Origin of the sequence: Arthrobacter sp. 4R501 (genome assembly GCF_002929755.1) — a bacterium.
Classification (GTDB): Bacteria; Actinomycetota; Actinomycetes; order Actinomycetales; family Micrococcaceae; genus Arthrobacter.
The window spans coordinates 38,307-53,452 of the sequence record NZ_PJIW01000005.1 but is presented as its reverse complement, the minus strand read 5'-3'; the positions used below and the strand labels follow the sequence as shown (position 1 = coordinate 53,452).

The 15,146-nt window shown below is 62.4% G+C and carries 18 protein-coding genes, 1 other RNA gene and 1 pseudogene; 4 read left to right on the top strand and 16 right to left on the bottom strand.

The features are described from left to right. Positions 1 to 118 precede the first annotated feature (118 nt). The 13 genes and pseudogenes from ssrA to CXR02_RS05740 all read right to left on the bottom strand — a co-directional run. Positions 119 to 487: a transfer-messenger RNA gene (gene ssrA / locus CXR02_RS05800) on the bottom strand. Positions 488 to 574: 87 nt separating this feature from the next. Next, complete coding sequence (gene smpB, locus CXR02_RS05795) at positions 575 to 1,045, bottom strand: SsrA-binding protein SmpB (protein ID WP_056343258.1); 471 nt, start codon at positions 1,043 to 1,045, stop codon at positions 575 to 577. A gap of 87 nt (positions 1,046 to 1,132) precedes the next feature. Further along, positions 1,133 to 2,539 (bottom strand): M23 family metallopeptidase, encoded by a 1,407-nt coding sequence (locus CXR02_RS05790; RefSeq protein WP_104061129.1) that lies wholly within the window; start codon positions 2,537 to 2,539, stop codon positions 1,133 to 1,135. A 27-nt stretch (positions 2,540 to 2,566) separates the two neighbouring features. Next, complete coding sequence (gene ftsX, locus CXR02_RS05785; RefSeq protein WP_104061128.1) at positions 2,567 to 3,481, bottom strand: permease-like cell division protein FtsX; 915 nt, start codon at positions 3,479 to 3,481, stop codon at positions 2,567 to 2,569. Further along, positions 3,478 to 4,272: a cell division ATP-binding protein FtsE gene (gene ftsE / locus CXR02_RS05780; RefSeq protein ID WP_104061127.1), complete on the bottom strand. Its 795-nt coding sequence runs from the start codon at positions 4,270 to 4,272 to the stop codon at positions 3,478 to 3,480. The genes ftsX and ftsE overlap by 4 nt, the downstream gene beginning before the upstream one ends. Before the next feature lie 175 nt (positions 4,273 to 4,447). After that, the gene (gene prfB, locus CXR02_RS05775; protein WP_058931963.1) at positions 4,448 to 5,566 is read right to left on the bottom strand and encodes a peptide chain release factor 2; all 1,119 of its coding nucleotides are present in this window, start codon (positions 5,564 to 5,566) and stop codon (positions 4,448 to 4,450) included. A gap of 63 nt (positions 5,567 to 5,629) precedes the next feature. Further along, a complete protein-coding gene (locus CXR02_RS05770) occupies positions 5,630 to 6,043 on the bottom strand; it encodes a pilus assembly protein TadG-related protein (protein ID WP_104061126.1) in 414 nt (137 codons plus the stop codon). A gap of 64 nt (positions 6,044 to 6,107) precedes the next feature. Continuing rightward, the gene (locus CXR02_RS05765; RefSeq protein ID WP_258060829.1) at positions 6,108 to 6,611 is read right to left on the bottom strand and encodes a hypothetical protein; all 504 of its coding nucleotides are present in this window, start codon (positions 6,609 to 6,611) and stop codon (positions 6,108 to 6,110) included. After that, positions 6,592 to 7,035: a TadE/TadG family type IV pilus assembly protein gene (locus CXR02_RS05760; protein ID WP_258060828.1), complete on the bottom strand. Its 444-nt coding sequence runs from the start codon at positions 7,033 to 7,035 to the stop codon at positions 6,592 to 6,594. Before CXR02_RS05760 ends, CXR02_RS05765 begins: the two co-directional genes overlap by 20 nt. Positions 7,036 to 7,038: 3 nt before the next feature. Further along, entirely contained in the window at positions 7,039 to 7,305 is a 267-nt protein-coding gene (locus CXR02_RS05755; protein ID WP_258060827.1) for a hypothetical protein, read from the bottom strand. An 81-nt stretch (positions 7,306 to 7,386) separates the two neighbouring features. Then, complete coding sequence (locus tag CXR02_RS05750) at positions 7,387 to 8,328, bottom strand: type II secretion system F family protein (RefSeq protein WP_104061125.1); 942 nt, start codon at positions 8,326 to 8,328, stop codon at positions 7,387 to 7,389. Continuing rightward, positions 8,325 to 9,179, bottom strand: coding sequence for a type II secretion system F family protein (locus CXR02_RS05745; protein ID WP_056343669.1), 855 nt, complete (start codon positions 9,177 to 9,179; stop codon positions 8,325 to 8,327). The genes CXR02_RS05750 and CXR02_RS05745 overlap by 4 nt, the downstream gene beginning before the upstream one ends. Next, a pseudogene (locus CXR02_RS05740) lies at positions 9,179 to 9,436 on the bottom strand (CpaF family protein); the annotation flags it as partial. The gene CXR02_RS05745 and the pseudogene CXR02_RS05740, both read right to left, overlap by 1 nt. A 516-nt stretch (positions 9,437 to 9,952) precedes the next feature. Between CXR02_RS05740 and CXR02_RS22310 the strand changes: the two are divergent. The 4 genes from CXR02_RS22310 to CXR02_RS05730 all read left to right on the top strand — a co-directional run bounded on the left by CXR02_RS22310 (position 9,953) and on the right by CXR02_RS05730 (position 12,096). After that, on the top strand, positions 9,953 to 10,090 hold the full coding sequence (locus CXR02_RS22310) for a hypothetical protein (protein WP_181037139.1): 138 nt from the start codon (positions 9,953 to 9,955) through the stop codon (positions 10,088 to 10,090). Further along, on the top strand, positions 10,087 to 10,212 hold the full coding sequence (locus CXR02_RS22805; RefSeq protein ID WP_258060826.1) for a hypothetical protein: 126 nt from the start codon (positions 10,087 to 10,089) through the stop codon (positions 10,210 to 10,212). Before CXR02_RS22310 ends, CXR02_RS22805 begins: the two co-directional genes overlap by 4 nt. Before the next feature lie 112 nt (positions 10,213 to 10,324). Continuing rightward, on the top strand, positions 10,325 to 11,212 hold the full coding sequence (locus tag CXR02_RS05735) for a LuxR C-terminal-related transcriptional regulator (RefSeq protein ID WP_104061124.1): 888 nt from the start codon (positions 10,325 to 10,327) through the stop codon (positions 11,210 to 11,212). Then, a complete protein-coding gene (locus CXR02_RS05730) occupies positions 11,209 to 12,096 on the top strand; it encodes a hypothetical protein (protein ID WP_104061123.1) in 888 nt (295 codons plus the stop codon). The genes CXR02_RS05735 and CXR02_RS05730 overlap by 4 nt, the downstream gene beginning before the upstream one ends. 184 nt (positions 12,097 to 12,280) lie before the next feature. Here the strand turns inward: CXR02_RS05730 and CXR02_RS05725 are convergent, their stop codons facing one another. The 3 genes from CXR02_RS05725 to CXR02_RS05715 form a co-directional block, all read right to left on the bottom strand. After that, a complete protein-coding gene (locus CXR02_RS05725) occupies positions 12,281 to 12,538 on the bottom strand; it encodes a hypothetical protein (protein WP_104061122.1) in 258 nt (85 codons plus the stop codon). After that, positions 12,538 to 13,860, bottom strand: coding sequence for a phage major capsid protein (locus CXR02_RS05720; RefSeq protein WP_104061121.1), 1,323 nt, complete (start codon positions 13,858 to 13,860; stop codon positions 12,538 to 12,540). The genes CXR02_RS05725 and CXR02_RS05720 overlap by 1 nt, the downstream gene beginning before the upstream one ends. 388 nt (positions 13,861 to 14,248) lie before the next feature. Beyond that, positions 14,249 to 14,686 (bottom strand): hypothetical protein, encoded by a 438-nt coding sequence (locus tag CXR02_RS05715; RefSeq protein ID WP_146072480.1) that lies wholly within the window; start codon positions 14,684 to 14,686, stop codon positions 14,249 to 14,251. Positions 14,687 to 15,146: the final 460 nt, after the last annotated feature.

Sequence of the window (15,146 nt, the reverse complement as noted above, 5' to 3'; positions counted from 1 at the left end):
CCCTGTAGTCCCGGAACGGCTACGCCGTGGGTGAACAGGGCACTCAACACGGCGCTTAAATGCCAGAAGACCCGGACGCGGGGTCCGGGCCTTCTGGCAATGTCTTGCGACATTCAAAATGTGGAGATGGGGGGAATTGAACCCCCGTCCGATGTTGTGTTAACAGGGCTTCTCCGGGCGCAGTTTGCGTCGGACTTTCTCGGCCCCAGCCCTCCTGCAAACAGGTGGCTGATCCGGGCCCAGTCATCTAAGAGTCCCGTTTGCCCCGATGACGGAGGCAAGCAGCAGTGGCTATCTAAATGACGCCAGGATCCGGGGCAATAGCAACCTCGGGCTGACGGACTGTCTTACTGCTTAGGCAGCGAGAGCGAAGTCAGTGCGGTTTGATTTGGCACTTATTGGTTTGCAGACAGCGTTTACGAGATAATTCTGCATCCTCGGCCCGCTTCACCTGTCGCGACTAACATCGTCGAAACCGATCATCCCCGTATTTTGTTTTCAAACCGGCCGGGCTGTGCACGCACAAATCCCTGCCGGACTATCTATCATAACGCATGCCCGGCGGAAATCATTCCTACCGGCGGTTGCGTTCCCGGACCTCGCGAAGGGCTTCGCGGTTGTCCTGCTGCTCACGCAGGGTCTGGCGCTTGTCGTACTCCCGCTTACCGCGTGCGACACCGATCTCCACCTTGGCCCGGCCATCGAGGAAGTACAGCTGCAGCGGCACCACTGTGAAGCCGGACTCCCGGATCTTCACGGAGATCTTGTTGAGCTCCTCACGGTGCAGCAACAGCTTCCGACGCCGGCGTGCGGAGTGGTTGGTCCAGCTCCCCTGGTTGTACTCCGGGATATGGATGCCCTCCATCCACAGCTCGTCGTTGTAGAACGTGCAGAAGCCGTCCACCATGGAGGCGTGGCCTTCGCGCAGGGACTTGACTTCGGTCCCCATCAGGGCGATGCCGGCCTCGTAGGTATCCAGCACGTGGTAGTCATGCCGGGCCTTGCGGTTGGTGGCCACAACTTTACGGCCACTTTCTTTGGGCACGGTGGAACTCCTCAGTTCGTGGATCCTGGTTGGCTCCGGCCGTTCCGGCGCGGAGTCATACCAGTGTACGGCAGGCGCGGACAGGCGTTACAGCAGCCGCATCGGGTCAACGGCAGCCCCGTTGAGCCAGGTTTCAAAGTGCGCATGGCATCCGGTGGAGTTGCCGGTGTTGCCCGAGTAGGCGATGAGCTGCCCCTGGGAAACCTGCTGGCCATTGGAGACCACGACGCTGCTGTTGTGGTAGACGATCGTGGTCAGGGAGTTGCCCTGCACCACACCGTGGGACAGCTTCACCCGCCAGCCGCCGCCGTCGGCGGAACTCCAGCCTGAGGAGAACACCTCGCCGGCCGCCGCAGCATAGACGGGGGTGCCGCAGGCGGCGCCGAAGTCGATGCCGGTGTGGAGGTATCCGCCGGTGCCGTAGAAGTCAATGGTTCCCGGCGGGGTTGAGCGCCAGCCGAAGCCGGAGGTGATCGGAACGTCACCGGAGAACGGGTGCCGCAGGCCAAAGGCCGACGGCGATCCGGTCACCGGGGCGTACGGCTGCTCGGCCTGGCCCTGCGCCCGGGCGGCGGCAGCGGCAACCTCCGCGAGCCGGCGCTGTTCGGCCTCCCAAGCCTCGCGGAGCCGGCGGTCACGTTCGGCGATTTCGTTGGCAATGGAGTTCTGGCTTGCGGCAACAGCGGCCATTTGGGACTGGATACCCGGTTTCGCCGCCTGAAGTTCAGCATCAAGGCGCACGGTGTCGGCGATCAGCTGGTCAACCTGCGCCTTCTTGGCAGCCGCCTCGTCACGGGCAGCCTTCTCCCGCTCCAACGCGGCATCTGCCTTGGCCTTAAGGTCCCTGATCTCTGCCTCGACGGCTTCGAGCCGGGCCTGGGAGTTCACATTGGTGGCGCTTTGCTGCGACAGCTTGTCCATGGCGGCGTTCTGGCTGCGCATGGCCTGGTCCGCGAGGTCCATGGTGTCGGTCAGGCTGCCGCCGTTGTTTGCCCCGAAGAACAGGGTCAGGTTCGACGGGACGCCGCCGGACTTGTAGGCCTGGGTGGCGATCTGGCCGATCAGCTTCTTGGTGTCCGCGATCTTCTGCTTGTCAGCCTCAAGCTGCTGGGTGATTTTGGCTTTGTTCTGCTGAGCAAGGTCAACGCGCGCCGTCAGCGCTTCGACTTCCTTGACCGCACTGGCCACGCGCCCTTGGGCCTCCAGCAGTGCCTGCTGGGCGCCGGGCAGCTGGCCCTGATAGATCACCAGGTCGCCGGCGGCCTTCGCGATGCGTGAGTCCACGAATTCCAGGGACTGCTGAACCCGGGCCGCCTCAGCTTCGAGGGCGGCACGCTTGTCATCGAGCTCATCGGCGTGCGCCACCGGGGCTGACGCACCCATGCTGGCGGCGAGGAGCAGGGCCAGGACGCCGCTGATCAGGCCGGCGCGGCGGCCCGCAGGTCGCCGGCGTTCGGCTCGGTGCCGGGGCGCAGTTCGGTGCAATTCGGTCATCAGGATTCCTTGTTCGGTTTGCACAGCCTAGACCTTCAAATATCTGCGTAAGGTCAAGAGCGACGAAATTCCTGCCAAAGATCCGCCAAGGATCAGCAAGGCGGGCGCAAGAATGAGCGTCTGGCCCGGCGAGATAAACGCCGTATCCGGATACTGCTTGGACAAGTACTCGCCCAGGAAGAAGTGCGCCACCGCCCACAGTGTGCCGGATGCCAGGGCGGCGCCGATGACCGCCGCAATCACGCCTTCGAGGATGAACGGCAGCTGGATGACAAGCTTGGACGCACCCACCAGGCGCATGATCCCGGTCTCGCGGCGGCGGCTGAAGGCCGAGAGCCGGATGGTGGTGGCGATCAGGAGGATGGCACAGACAATCATCACGCCGGCGATGCTGACGGCAACCAGGGAGGCGGCATTCATGGCCGAGAAGAGGCGCTCCAGCAGCTGGCGCTGGTCAATGACCGTTTCGACGCCCGGCTGCGAGGAGAACGTCTCGCTGATGATCTGGTATTTTTCCGGATCCTTCATGTTGATGCGGAACGATGAAGGGAGCTGGTCCGGCGTGACGGAATCCACGATCGGAGAATTCGAGAACTGGTCCTTGAAGTGCTTGTAGGCCTCTTCCTTGGACTCGAACTGGAAATCGTTGACGTATTGGGCCACGGCGGGTGATTCGAGCAGGGTCTGCAGGTTGTCCTGCTGCTCCGGCGTGACCGGCCCGGTGGCGCAACCGGCCGCCGTCGAACCGTCACTGCAGAGGAAGATGGCCACCTGGACTTTGTCGTACCAGTAGCCCTTCATCTGGTTGATCTGGAGCTGCAGCATGCCTGCGGCACCCACGAATGTCAGTGAGACAAAGGTGACCAGGATGACCGAGACCACCATGGAAACGTTGCGGCGCAGTCCGCTACCGATTTCGCCGAGGACAAAGGCGAGCCTCATCGCTGCTCCTCCCCTGCGCCCGGATTGCGTTCCGCTGATACGGGCGGCTGGGATTCGTCCCGGCCGCTGGCGTCCTTGAGCCGGCGGGACTGGCCCACCACGGGGATCATGGAGGTGTACAAAGCTTTGGCCTCGTCGCGGATGACGATGCCATTCCTGAGCTCTACAACGCGTTTGCGCATCTCGTTGACGATGTCGTCGTCGTGCGTGGCCATGACCACCGTGGTGCCGTTCTGGTTGATCTTGTCCAGCACGCCCATGATGCCCATGGAGGTGGTGGGGTCCAGGTTGCCGGTGGGTTCGTCGGCGAGGAGGATGCCGGGGCGGTTGACTACCGCACGGGCGATGGCCACACGCTGCTGCTCGCCGCCGGAAAGCTCGTGCGGAAGGCGGTTTTCCTTGCCTTCCAGGCCCACGGTCTTCAGGACTTCGGGGACGGTGTCGCGGATGACGCTGCGGCTCTTGCCAATGACCTGCATCGCGAAGGCTACGTTGGCGAACACGCTCTTCTGCGGAAGGAGCCGGAAGTCCTGGAAGACCACGCCGATGCCGCGGCGGAGCCTGGGCACGCGCCAGCTGGAGATCTTCGCGACGTTTTGCCCGGCGACGTACACGGCACCCGAAGAGGCCCGGTCTTCCTTCAGCACCAGCCGCAGGAAGGTGGACTTTCCGGATCCGGAAGCGCCGACGAGGAAGGCAAATTCACCACGGTCAATCTCAAGGCTGACATCGTCCAGCGCAGGCCGGGCCGTGTGGTCGTAGACCTTGGTGACATTTTCGAATCGGATCATGGCCCTAAGTACCCTGCAGGGCAGGGCTGATACAGCCCAGATCTGCAGCCGGCGCACGGGCATTCGTTTGGGGGAAGTAGAGCTCCGGCTCCTCGACTATACGCAGGCTTTTGGCCGGATTTCGGGGGCTTCGGGGGTGTGTCGCGCGATCAGGCCTACCGGGCAGGCACAGCAGCTACGACTTTTCGGCGTTCCGGTTGTCGGTGCGCCAGCGGATCCCGGCGTCGATGAAGTCGTCAATTTCGCCGTCGAACACGGCGGAGGTGTTGCCTACCTCGTGTTCGGTCCTGAGGTCCTTGACCATCTGGTACGGGTTCAGGACGTAGGAGCGCATCTGATCGCCCCAGGATGCCTTGACATCGCCGGCGAACGCCTTCTTTTCAGCGTCCTCCTGCTCCTTCTTCAGGAGAAGCAGCCGAGACTGCAAAACACGCAGGGCTGCTGCCCGGTTCTGGAGCTGCGACTTTTCGTTCTGCATCGACACCACGGTGCCGGTGGGGATGTGAGTCAGCCGGACGGCGGAGTCGGTGGTGTTGACCGACTGCCCGCCGGGACCGGAGGACCTGAACACGTCCACACGGATCTCGTTGTCCGGGATGTCGATGGAGTCCGTTGACTCGATGAGCGGAATGACCTCGACGGCGGCGAAGGACGTCTGGCGGCGGCCCTGGTTATCGAACGGGCTGATCCGCACCAGGCGGTGGGTTCCGGCTTCGACGCTGAGCGTGCCGAACGCATACGGCGCCTTGACTTCGAACGTTGCGGACTTCAGTCCCGCCTCTTCGGCGTAGGAGGTGTCCATGACGGTGGTGGGGTACCCGTGGCGTTCGGCCCAGCGAAGGTACATACGCATGAGCATTTCGGCGAAGTCTGCGGCGTCAACGCCGCCGGCCCCCGCCCTGATGGACACCACGGCTTCACGTTCGTCGTACTCTCCGGAAAGCAGCGTCACTACTTCGAGTTCCTTCAGGGATTTCCTGATGGACTCCAGCTCGGTTGCAGCTTCGCCCATGGAATCGGCGTCATCCTCGTCCTGGCCAAGCTCCACCAGCACTTCCAGGTCATCGATCCGCGATACCAGCCTGTTCAGCCGCTCCAGCTCGGACTGGCGGTGCGACAGGCGGGAGGTGATCTTCTGCGCCGCGGCGGGGTCATCCCACAGGTCCGGCTCGCCGGCGCGTTCGCTCAGTTCGGCGATGTCTTCCTTCAGAGCCTCAACATCGCTGACTCGCTCGATGGAGGTGTAGGTGGCGCGAAGAGCGCGGATTTCTGCGGAAAAATCAATATTGGCCATGGTTGTTTAAGCCTACGCTATCCGGCCGGAGTGCCGGACTTCTCCTGGCTTCTCCGCTTCCGGTCAGCGCGTGAGCCGGGAACGGGCCGTGGAGGCCGCTTCAATTCTGATGCCATCAGGCACCAGGAAGTTCACCATCGGCGGGTGGACAATAGCGCTGAGAACCACGACGGCGGTGGACCCGTCAGGGCTGCCCGTCGCCGCTGAAACGGCTAACCCGTCGAACCGGGCCGACGACGGGCTCCGGGCGATAAAGTCGGCCGCGACGCTGCGGACGCGTCCAGGGCCCAGTACGGCTGAGGGGCTCCCGCCCTCTCCCCCGACCTCGCCCAAGGTGTAGCTGTCGGCGGCGGCCAGCGAGGCGCCGTCGGCCAGGGACAACAGCCGCTTGTGTTCGAGGTAGACACTGGAGATGCCGATGACCACCGTGACCACCAGGAGGGCCAGCGCGACGTAGCCGATGATCATGACGATCATCTGGCCGTCCTCACCTGGATCGCTGGGCGTGGCTTCGGGGATCGCTTTGTGCGTCACCTTTGGGTCACCGGAACCTGCCCACCAGTTGGGTGGCCGAGGCTTCAACTTCGCTGGCCTTGAGCCTGAAGTCCTCGTTGAATGGCACGAAGGGCAGCGGCACAGTGAGGTTGACCGTGACGGTGATGGCCGTGCCCGCAGCCTGGCAGTCGGCAGGGTCGCAGCGGGTGGATACGCGTGCCTGCTCGGCATCGTGGCCGAAGTCCGCGAGTGCGATGAGGGCTGCCTGTTCGGCGGCAGCCTGGGCAGACTCTGCATCCGGTTGGGCGACGAACACCTTCGCGGCCTGGTCGGCGGCGCCGACCACGGCGAAGGACCCACCCTGGATCTGGCCCACGGTGATGATGAAGTAGACCAATGGGACCATCAGGAGCAGCGCGAGGAAGGTGAATTCGACCACCGCACTCCCCTCTTCCCTGTGCTCGTTGCGGAGCGCCTCGCTGAACCTGTTCTTGAGGCGGGCCCTGATATCCAGTCGGGCCCGGATGGTGTTAGGGCTGGATTGCGGCATGGCCTTTCACTTCCAGCAGGTCCCGGGGGCCGATAAGCCCGATGACGGGCATGGGAGCCTTGATGGTCACTTCGAGGGTCCGCAGGCCCTGGAACATCACTTCGGCAGTTGTGATGTCCTGCGCGAACTCAGCGTTCAGGGAAGTCTCGATGAGCGTCGCCGCCCGTTCCTGGGCATCTGACGCTCCCCGGTCTGCGAGCGTTCCATAACGTGCCCCTGAGGCTGCCGCGTCGATCAGTGTGTTGCGGACGTGCAGGACAAGGGTCAGCTGGATTATCGCCAGAAAAAACATGGTGAGCAGGCCGCCCACGAGGACGAAGTCCACGACGGCAGAACCGCATTCATCGCGGCGCCAGCCCGGCTCAGCGCCGATCCGGGACCGGCACGGTTCCCGGCTGGGCATGCACTGGCTGGCGCCCAGCATGACTTACTTTCCGACCTTGTCCATGGCCTGGTTAAACATTGTTTCGAGGGCTGGGCCGGCGAGAGCCAGCAACGCCGCCACCAAGACTGCGGACATTAAGGTGATCATCACCCAACCGGGGACGTCGCCACGTTCCGGGTGGTCGTGGGCCGGCACGTCGGGATCTGTCGCTGCGTACCTCCGGCCTGACACAGTTTCACTGGTCCGTGCCCACAGGCCGGCCAGCAAAGCGAGGAGCAGCAGGCTGCCCGAGATTCCCATGTTTTTCATTTCGGTCCCATTCGTTGTGTAAATGACGCGGTGGAAGTCATGTGGCGGTTAGTGGCTGTGGCGGCTTGGCGATGCTTATGGCTAGAGTCCAAGGCTGATGGCCGCGATGCCGGGGAACACTGCGAAAACCACTGTTAAGGGCAGGACACCAAAGACCAAAGGAACCATCATGGCAATTTCTTTCTTGCCCGCCGACTCCATGAGGTCCCGTTTTGCGGTGTCCCGGACGTCCTGGGCCTGAGCCCTGAGTACATCTGCCAAGGGTGTGCCCCGCTCGACCGCGACGATGATTCCGTCGACAAATCTGACGAGCGGCCCCAGATCTGTCCGCGCGGAAAACTCCTGGAGCGCTTCCACCAGCGGTTTTCCCGCTCTGGTCTCAGCAAGAATCTTGGAAAACTCCTTGGCTAGCTCGCCACTGGCACTGCGACAGACGCGGTCCAGTGCACCAGTGGCACTTTCACCGGCACCGACAGCCAGGGCCATGAGCTCGGCAAGGCTGGGAAACTCCGCCATCATCCGGGATTCCCGCCTGCCGATCTGGACGCCCAACCAGAAGTCACGGAAGAGAAAGCCGCCGAGCGCGCTTCCGAGGACGGCCACAACCGCGAGGAATGGACTGAACCGGCCGGCTACCGCGCCCAGCACCACCGCGGCCACGGCGGCGGCGAATCCAGCGGCGGCCCAGAGGAGCTGTTCGGCCCGGAAATCTATGGGTGATTTGTTGATGCCGGCCTGGGCGAGCCTGCGGGTCAGCGCCTTGGACCCGAGGTTCAGCTTCCCCAAGGCTGCGAGTCCGTCGTGGAGCAGGGGACGCGCGATCCGTTCCAACGGTCCGAATGGCGTGGCGTTCTGTCCGCTGGCCCTCAGCAACCGCGATTCAAGGTTTTGCGATTTCAGCTGCGGATCGATGCGCTCGACGAATGTGAGCGGCCGCATAAAGGGCAACCGGACGAAGAGTAGCCACAGGCCCGTCCCGAGGACGATGCCGCACACAATCGCGGCCGCCGAGATCCCGTTCATCGCAGCACCCGTTCATCCTGCGGAAGGGCGCCGATGCGGAGCATGATGGAGTAGCAGACCAGCGACACCACGAGCCCGCCAAGGAGGACGCCGGCTCCCATGGGTGTGTTGTAAGCGTTCACGGCTTCAGGCCTGGTGGCCAGGAGGAGCATAACGATCCAGGGAGCGGCAACCGCGAGCCTGGCGGCGTTGACAGTCCAGGACTGCCGGGCCTCGAGCTCGCTGCGTGTCCGCGCATTTTCCCGGAGAAATTCCGCAAGGGTGCCCAACAGTTTCCCCAGGTCCGAACCGCCAACTTCACGGGTCAGCCTGAGTGCCTCGACGATCCGGTCCGCCACCGGGTCCGCCAGTCGGTCCTTGAGTTTATTAAGCGATGCATCGAATTGCCCGCCCGCGCGGTAGTCGGCACCGAAGTCCCGGAAAACATGCCGAAGCTCCTCGGGGCCTTTCTCCCCCAGCTGGATCAGGGCCTCCGGCAGTGAAAGCCCGGCGCGGATGGCCGAGCGCAGGTGGTCCACCACGTCCGGCCAGAGCTGGCGTAGGACGGCGGTTCTCCTGTTCGCCCGCCACCGGACAATGCTGACGGGCAACCACGCGCCGAAGAGTCCGAAGCAGACGGATATAGGCCATGACCGGCTGACGACAAAGAGGATGAGAGCCACAAATATGCCCAGTCCCAGGCACGACGCGACGAGGCCCGTCCCGGTGACCTTTTCGATTCCGGCGGACGCCAGCAGGTCCTCGAGGCGGCTGACCCGCGGGCGGCGCTTCAGCGCTGCCGGCTTTTCCCAGAACGACCACCAGATCAGGAAGAGCCCGGCGCCCGCAAGCACCCCTACCAGAGGCGCCATCAGCGCGGCTCCAGCAGCGCCGCGACGTCGTACCCTGCCCGGGAAAACTTCTCCGCCGCGGGCATGGAGTTGGCCCGCGGCTGCAGCTGGCCGTCCTCCATGGCGAAAACCATGGAGGATTCGATGATGCCGTTTTCCACCCGCCGGCCGAGGGAAAGGATCTCGGTTACTTGGCGGCGGCCGTTGGCGTGCCGGCTGCAGTGGACCACGAGGTCGATGCAGGATGCCACAGTGGGGACAACGAAGGCAGAAGCAAGATATCCAAAGTCCCTACTGTGGCAGGCCGCGCAATGCGGCCAGGACCAACGCGGCGGCATCGTGGCCTGGGCCTAGGAGAGAGGGGTTTTTCGTTCGAGGCGGGGCATGCCGCGGCCGCGACACGCCGACGATGGGAAATGCCGAAACAATCTTTTTCTGTGTGTAACTACTCCACAGGATGTGGACAGGCTAGCTCTAAAGGCCGAGATTCGGGGGATGTGACACGGCGTGGCCTGTGGATTAACGAGGTGTTACTTACACGCGTGTACTACAGCCAGCCTCCCGGCCGAACTGCCGGATCTACTTGCCAGTAAACTGAGAGGGCAGCCAAAAGGCCTCGTACGGACAGTGGGTCCGGACGAGGACCTGAAGGTAGTGACTTGTATGTGTGTGGGTTTATATCTTTTGCAGGGATATGTTCCAAACACTACAGGGGTTAGGTCCGGCGTAACAACCTCTTACACCGGACCAACTCCAGCGGTCACCCTTCACTTGGACTCGGAAGGGATACAAAAATGGCCACTAATAAGAGGCAGACGAGCAGCAAAGCAGCAACCGCAGCCAGCAAGGTCTTGAGGGACGGGCGCACCAGCGCCGCGTCAAAGACTGCCGCTGCAAGCGCCCTCTCCCAGAAGGGCAAGGGCAAGAAGTGACGGACCGGAAGGAACAGCCGCGGGACGGCGAAGAACGTTTCTTCTGGGGCGGTAACGGAAACACCCAGCCGTACACGGAGACCTACTACACATCTACCGGGATGTGGCACAAGGACCTTTAGGTTCTGAATGGGAGCCCCGCCCTGGAGATCCTCTGGGCGGGGCTTACCCTTTCCGCCCGTTTTTGGCTGGCAAAATTACAAGCATGGATAAAGCAGGCAAGACGGGGGAAGCGTGAAGATTTTTATCAGTTGGTCCGGGGAAGAAAGCAAGCAAGTAGCACTGCTACTTAAAGGCTGGTTGAAGAAAATCCTCCAAGCGACCGATCCCTGGATGAGCGACGTGGATATCCAGCCTGGCACGAGATGGTCACAGAGCATTGCGGGTGAGCTACAGACATCCGGTTTCGGCATCATCTGCGTTACGCCCAGCAACGAGTCGGCCGAGTGGATCAACTTTGAGGCAGGCGCACTTTCCATTGCTATCCAAGACGGAACCGAAAGGAAAGTTGTCCCTCTTCTGATCGGGTTTGATAATCGCGGCGCGATTCAGCGTGGCCCGTTGGGCCTTTTTAACGCTCTCCGCTTTGTAAAGGAGGATGTCTGGAAGCTCCTCCTAACGCTCAACGCCGAACTGCCTAACGCGCTGGATGGTGATGATCTTGGGGACCTATTCGAAACCTATTGGCCAAAGCTTGCGGCCCAGGTCGAGGAATTGAAAAAGCTTGAGAAAACACCAAGTCCCGCCCCCATAAGTCAAGAAGAAATGATCAAGGAGATTTATTCTTCGGTCCTCAATTTACAACACCTCCTGCCCAAAGCTTTGCTCGATCCGATTTTTACGTCTTCGCAGTACGAGGCCGCGGCGAAGCGTGATGCCCTAATTCGCATGGTAGGCCAACTGGAGGTCGATAAATATTCAGGCACTGTTAACAGCCCTTTCACGCCGCGGGAAATTAAAGTCGCAACGATGGCTCGGGAAGGACTGTCAAACGAAAGGATTGCCGAAGAACTTGGCGTTAGTCCTCGTACTGTCGAGGGTCATTTGTACAAAATCTTCAGCAAGACGGGTGTCACCCGCCGCTCAGATATACCAAATCTCACTGTCAAGGATGAACCGTGACCCCCGAATGGATTCAAGCCGTCACGTCAGTCCTGACTTTCTTAGCGGCTGTAGCGGCTGGCTGGTACGCCAGGCGGGCTGCAATACATACAAAGCAACAGGCCGAGGCTTCCGACAAACAGGTCGAGATAGCTGGGCAAGCCCTGGAAATCACGCGGAAGCAAGCAGCGGCCGCAGAGGAACACTCCCTTGAAAGCCTGGAAATAGCACGCCAGGAAGCTCAAGCAGTCCAAGCGGCGGCGGCTCGTCAAGTTGAAGAGGCGAAAGCCACATACCGGCGATATGAAGAGTCGAAGCTAGACGCGGTTATCCCTGAGGTCCTTGCTACAGTGCGGCGCCCCGGCTGGTTCATTGAGACAAAGGAGTTGTATGAACCCGGTCGATGGACAGACCACTGGGAGCCATTTACTGGTGTTCAACATTTTGAAGAAAGCCAACGCAATGAAATCCGATTCCGCATCCGCTTGAATGTTGTAATTGAAAACGTGTCGTCCAAGACTGCGCGTGTCGATATAGTCGACCTTGCAAACGGTGAGTTGGTCAATATTCGCTCCGACGAGCATTTGATCGTGCCACCACATCAAGAACGTGTTTTTACTTGGACCCGCAGTTTCACACCTGGCATGCTCGCAACAGAGGACGAGATAAATGACTCCAAGAACTGGCTCTTTAACCTAACCCTTTGGGTACGTGACCTTGGAATGAATGTGCGCGACACGTACAGGTTCAATTCCGATCTACGCCTGTTCAGCCGCGACGGAACCCGGCTCGTTGTTAGACCAGAGCCCGAACATAATTGGACCGAAAACGTCGCTCCCCCGCTGCAAAACCGGGTTTACGAAAGGCTCGAGACAAATCGCTCAATAACTGTAAATCTAAGCTGATCGGGCAGCCTCACTACAGAACTACAAAAGGACCCGGCCGTTTGACGACCGAGCCCTTTTGCATCATCGGGCGCTGGTGGGTCAGTGAGGGAAAGAGCACAAAAGCCCCTGACCACCATCGCTCCGCCCGGCCGCTCGATTGGAGAAATAAACACGGCAGGCGGTGACGTTGACGCCCTGGCTATCAGCGGCCTTTCACTGGCCGCTTGCCTTCAGATTGCGGTGCCTCGTCCAGTGGCAGCAGGTTCAGCTCCGCCAGGGTGTCGCTTTCACGCTTCGCCTGTTCTGCCATCGCCCAATCCGGCAGGGCCTCGCCTGGGACGAACACCACCTCGGCCCTGGTTTCCGGGTTCGTGGCGTGCAGGTAATCCAGCGCGAACCGGTAGCGGTTCGTGTTGATGCTCAGCGCCGGGCCGCTCTCAGGATGCTTGGCCTCGCTCATCAGGCTGCCCCTTGGATTGCACGGTAGACGGCGAACGCTGCCGGGCGGGCCGGTGCCACGTCACCGCGCCAGTGCGCCACGATGCCGATCTGTCCATAATCCGCGTACCGCTCGGTCAGGACCTGGATGGTAATTGCAAGCCGCTGCCCAATGAGCAGTTGCGTCCAGTCGCCAGCGAAGATGTCCGTCGCCCGGCCCGTCATCGTGCCCTGCGTGTAGCTGGGCACCTGGTTCGTCGTGTACCGCGTGATGCCCTCAACATCCGCAGGCAGCCGCAGCGGCTGTCCCGTGGTGTCGTTCGCACCCGCGTACTGGCGTGCCAGCTTGGGGTTCCAAATCAGCCCGTTCGGCTCCTCGTTGCCGTACTTGACCTTGTAGATCACGTCCAGCACCTCGTTGAAGTACGTTGCCGCGGTCTGTGTCGTGCCGTTGGCCACGCCGCCGAGGACGTTGCCTGCCAGGGTCGCGTTCAGTGCAGCCAGCACGCCGCGGGGGTTCGGCGGCGTCGGCAAGTTGATGGACCCGGCACCGGCAACAATGCCGCCATAGAGCGCCACCTGGTCCAGCTTGGATGCCATCGCCTGGGCAATCGCGTTCTGCACGATGGCGTCAGCATTTGCGGCGTCCTGGAACCACTCAAGGCTGCCAATGACGAGGCAGGACATGTCCTGCGCGGTCAGCGTGACGTTATCCAGCGTCGGGTCGCTGGGCGTAATCAATGATCCCTCTGTGCGGAACGCCGCCGTCGGGTCGCCCGACAGCCTGCCGATCTTCACCACACCCGCGTCCATCGGCACAATCTGTGCACCAGCCTGGAGGACCGCGGACTTGTTACGGGCAAGGTCGATCAACTGCGCCGCCCATACCTGCGGCACGACAGCAGCACCACCGGTGAGGGTGAGGGCGCGGAGCTGGTTCGCCAGGTTGCCGTGCGTGGCAACCGCAGCCTGTTCCTGCGCCGATTCCATCCGCCGGGCGGCCGAAACGACAGTGTGCTCCACAAAGGATTGCCCGGAGCGGACAGCGGCCGCGGCACCTGTAGCCAGGTTCACAAAGTCGCCGCCACGGGCCTCATCATCCTTGCGGCCGCCGCTGAAAGGGGCCAGCGCATCCTCAGCGGCCCGCTCGTCGGCTTCGAACGTGTCCATGCGCTCGATGCTCTCGGTCAGCTTTTGCAGCCCCTCCATATGGCCATCGAATGAGGACCGTTCCTCGCCGGTCATTTCCCGGTCCTCGGCCGCCGCAGTGTTCAGCAGCGCCTCGGCATCGGCGCGGAATTTCGCGCGCCGCTCAACCAGCGTCGCCCTAAGTTTGGTGTTCATTGTGGGTATGCCCCTTTCACGGGACGGGCGCAAACGCGCCAAAATGTGAATGGTGGGAAACGGGGAGAGACTGGGCCTCAACACCGCGCCAAAGATTGGCGGTCCCGGGTGGTTTTCGACCTGCCCGGCGGCGGTACGCTCAGCGGCTCCGAACGGTGGGTAGCGGATGTGTTGCGCACTGTCCGCGTAACCGTTGCTTTGCAGCTACTTCAAGCATAAGTGAGGTCGCGCTAGCACTTTTCCTGTTCCAAAAGGTGCCCACTTTTGCCCCGTACGTGCCAAACCGATGCTCGGCCCTGACAAGCGACGAACCCCCGGAGAAGGGTGTCAGGCCCACCCCCGCAGCGAACGGCCACGAGAGCCCGGAGACAACCCGGGACAGCACACATCAGCCCTCGCCCTCCACCTGCGCCGCCGCGGCAAGTTCGGACACACACACCGCACACCCGCACAACTCCCGGCCCATACCGTACCCATGCCCCGGTTCGTCCGGATGCTTCTGCCCGTACCACGCCCGCGCCCGCGGTGCAGCGTCACAATCGCCACACGCCCCGGGCGTCACCACCGGGAAACTGTCCTGGCACCGGACAGACGGCCGATGGATAGCCGCGAGCCAAAGACCCACATCACCCGGGTCGCCTGCATCGACCACTTCCACGGGCGGCGGTGGCAGGATCGAGGCCTCCAGCGCCTTCATCGCCGCCTCGTGCATCCGGTGTGCCGCCGACAACGGTCGGCCCGCAGCAAGCGCCTCATCCAGCGCCCTGGCACCAGCAACCGCCTGGGCAATCAACAAAGCCTGAGCCGGCGTCGCCTCCAGGCCCATCGACCGGATCAACTTCCTAGTGCCCCGCTCCATCTCACCCCGCCTGCGACGGCCAACAGACCCAACAGCAGCCGCCGGGACAGGCTCTACAGCATCCCCACGCTTCCTCGCCCGCTCACCAGCCTCACAAATCCCGCAACGGCAACCCTGCCGGTAGCCCGGAGCCCCATGCCGCTTCACGGCAACTAACTGCCCGCTATCGGACGGGTCTTTCCTGGCAGTCATCCCTGCCTCCCCTCCGTACGCGGTTTTTCACAGTTCCCGACCATAAATAAAATGTGCCACGGCGCGGTGGAAGCCAGCATGCGGTTCCTAAAAAACGGGACCCCCTCCGGCCGGGTGTTGCTGCCCCCCGCTGACTCCGTGCTGCCTGCCCCGCTGTCGCGTTGTCGTCGCCGTGTGTGGGTGCTCATAGCTGAGCGGGGTCCTGTCCCCGTTGTCGGGGCGTCTACTGCCCTGG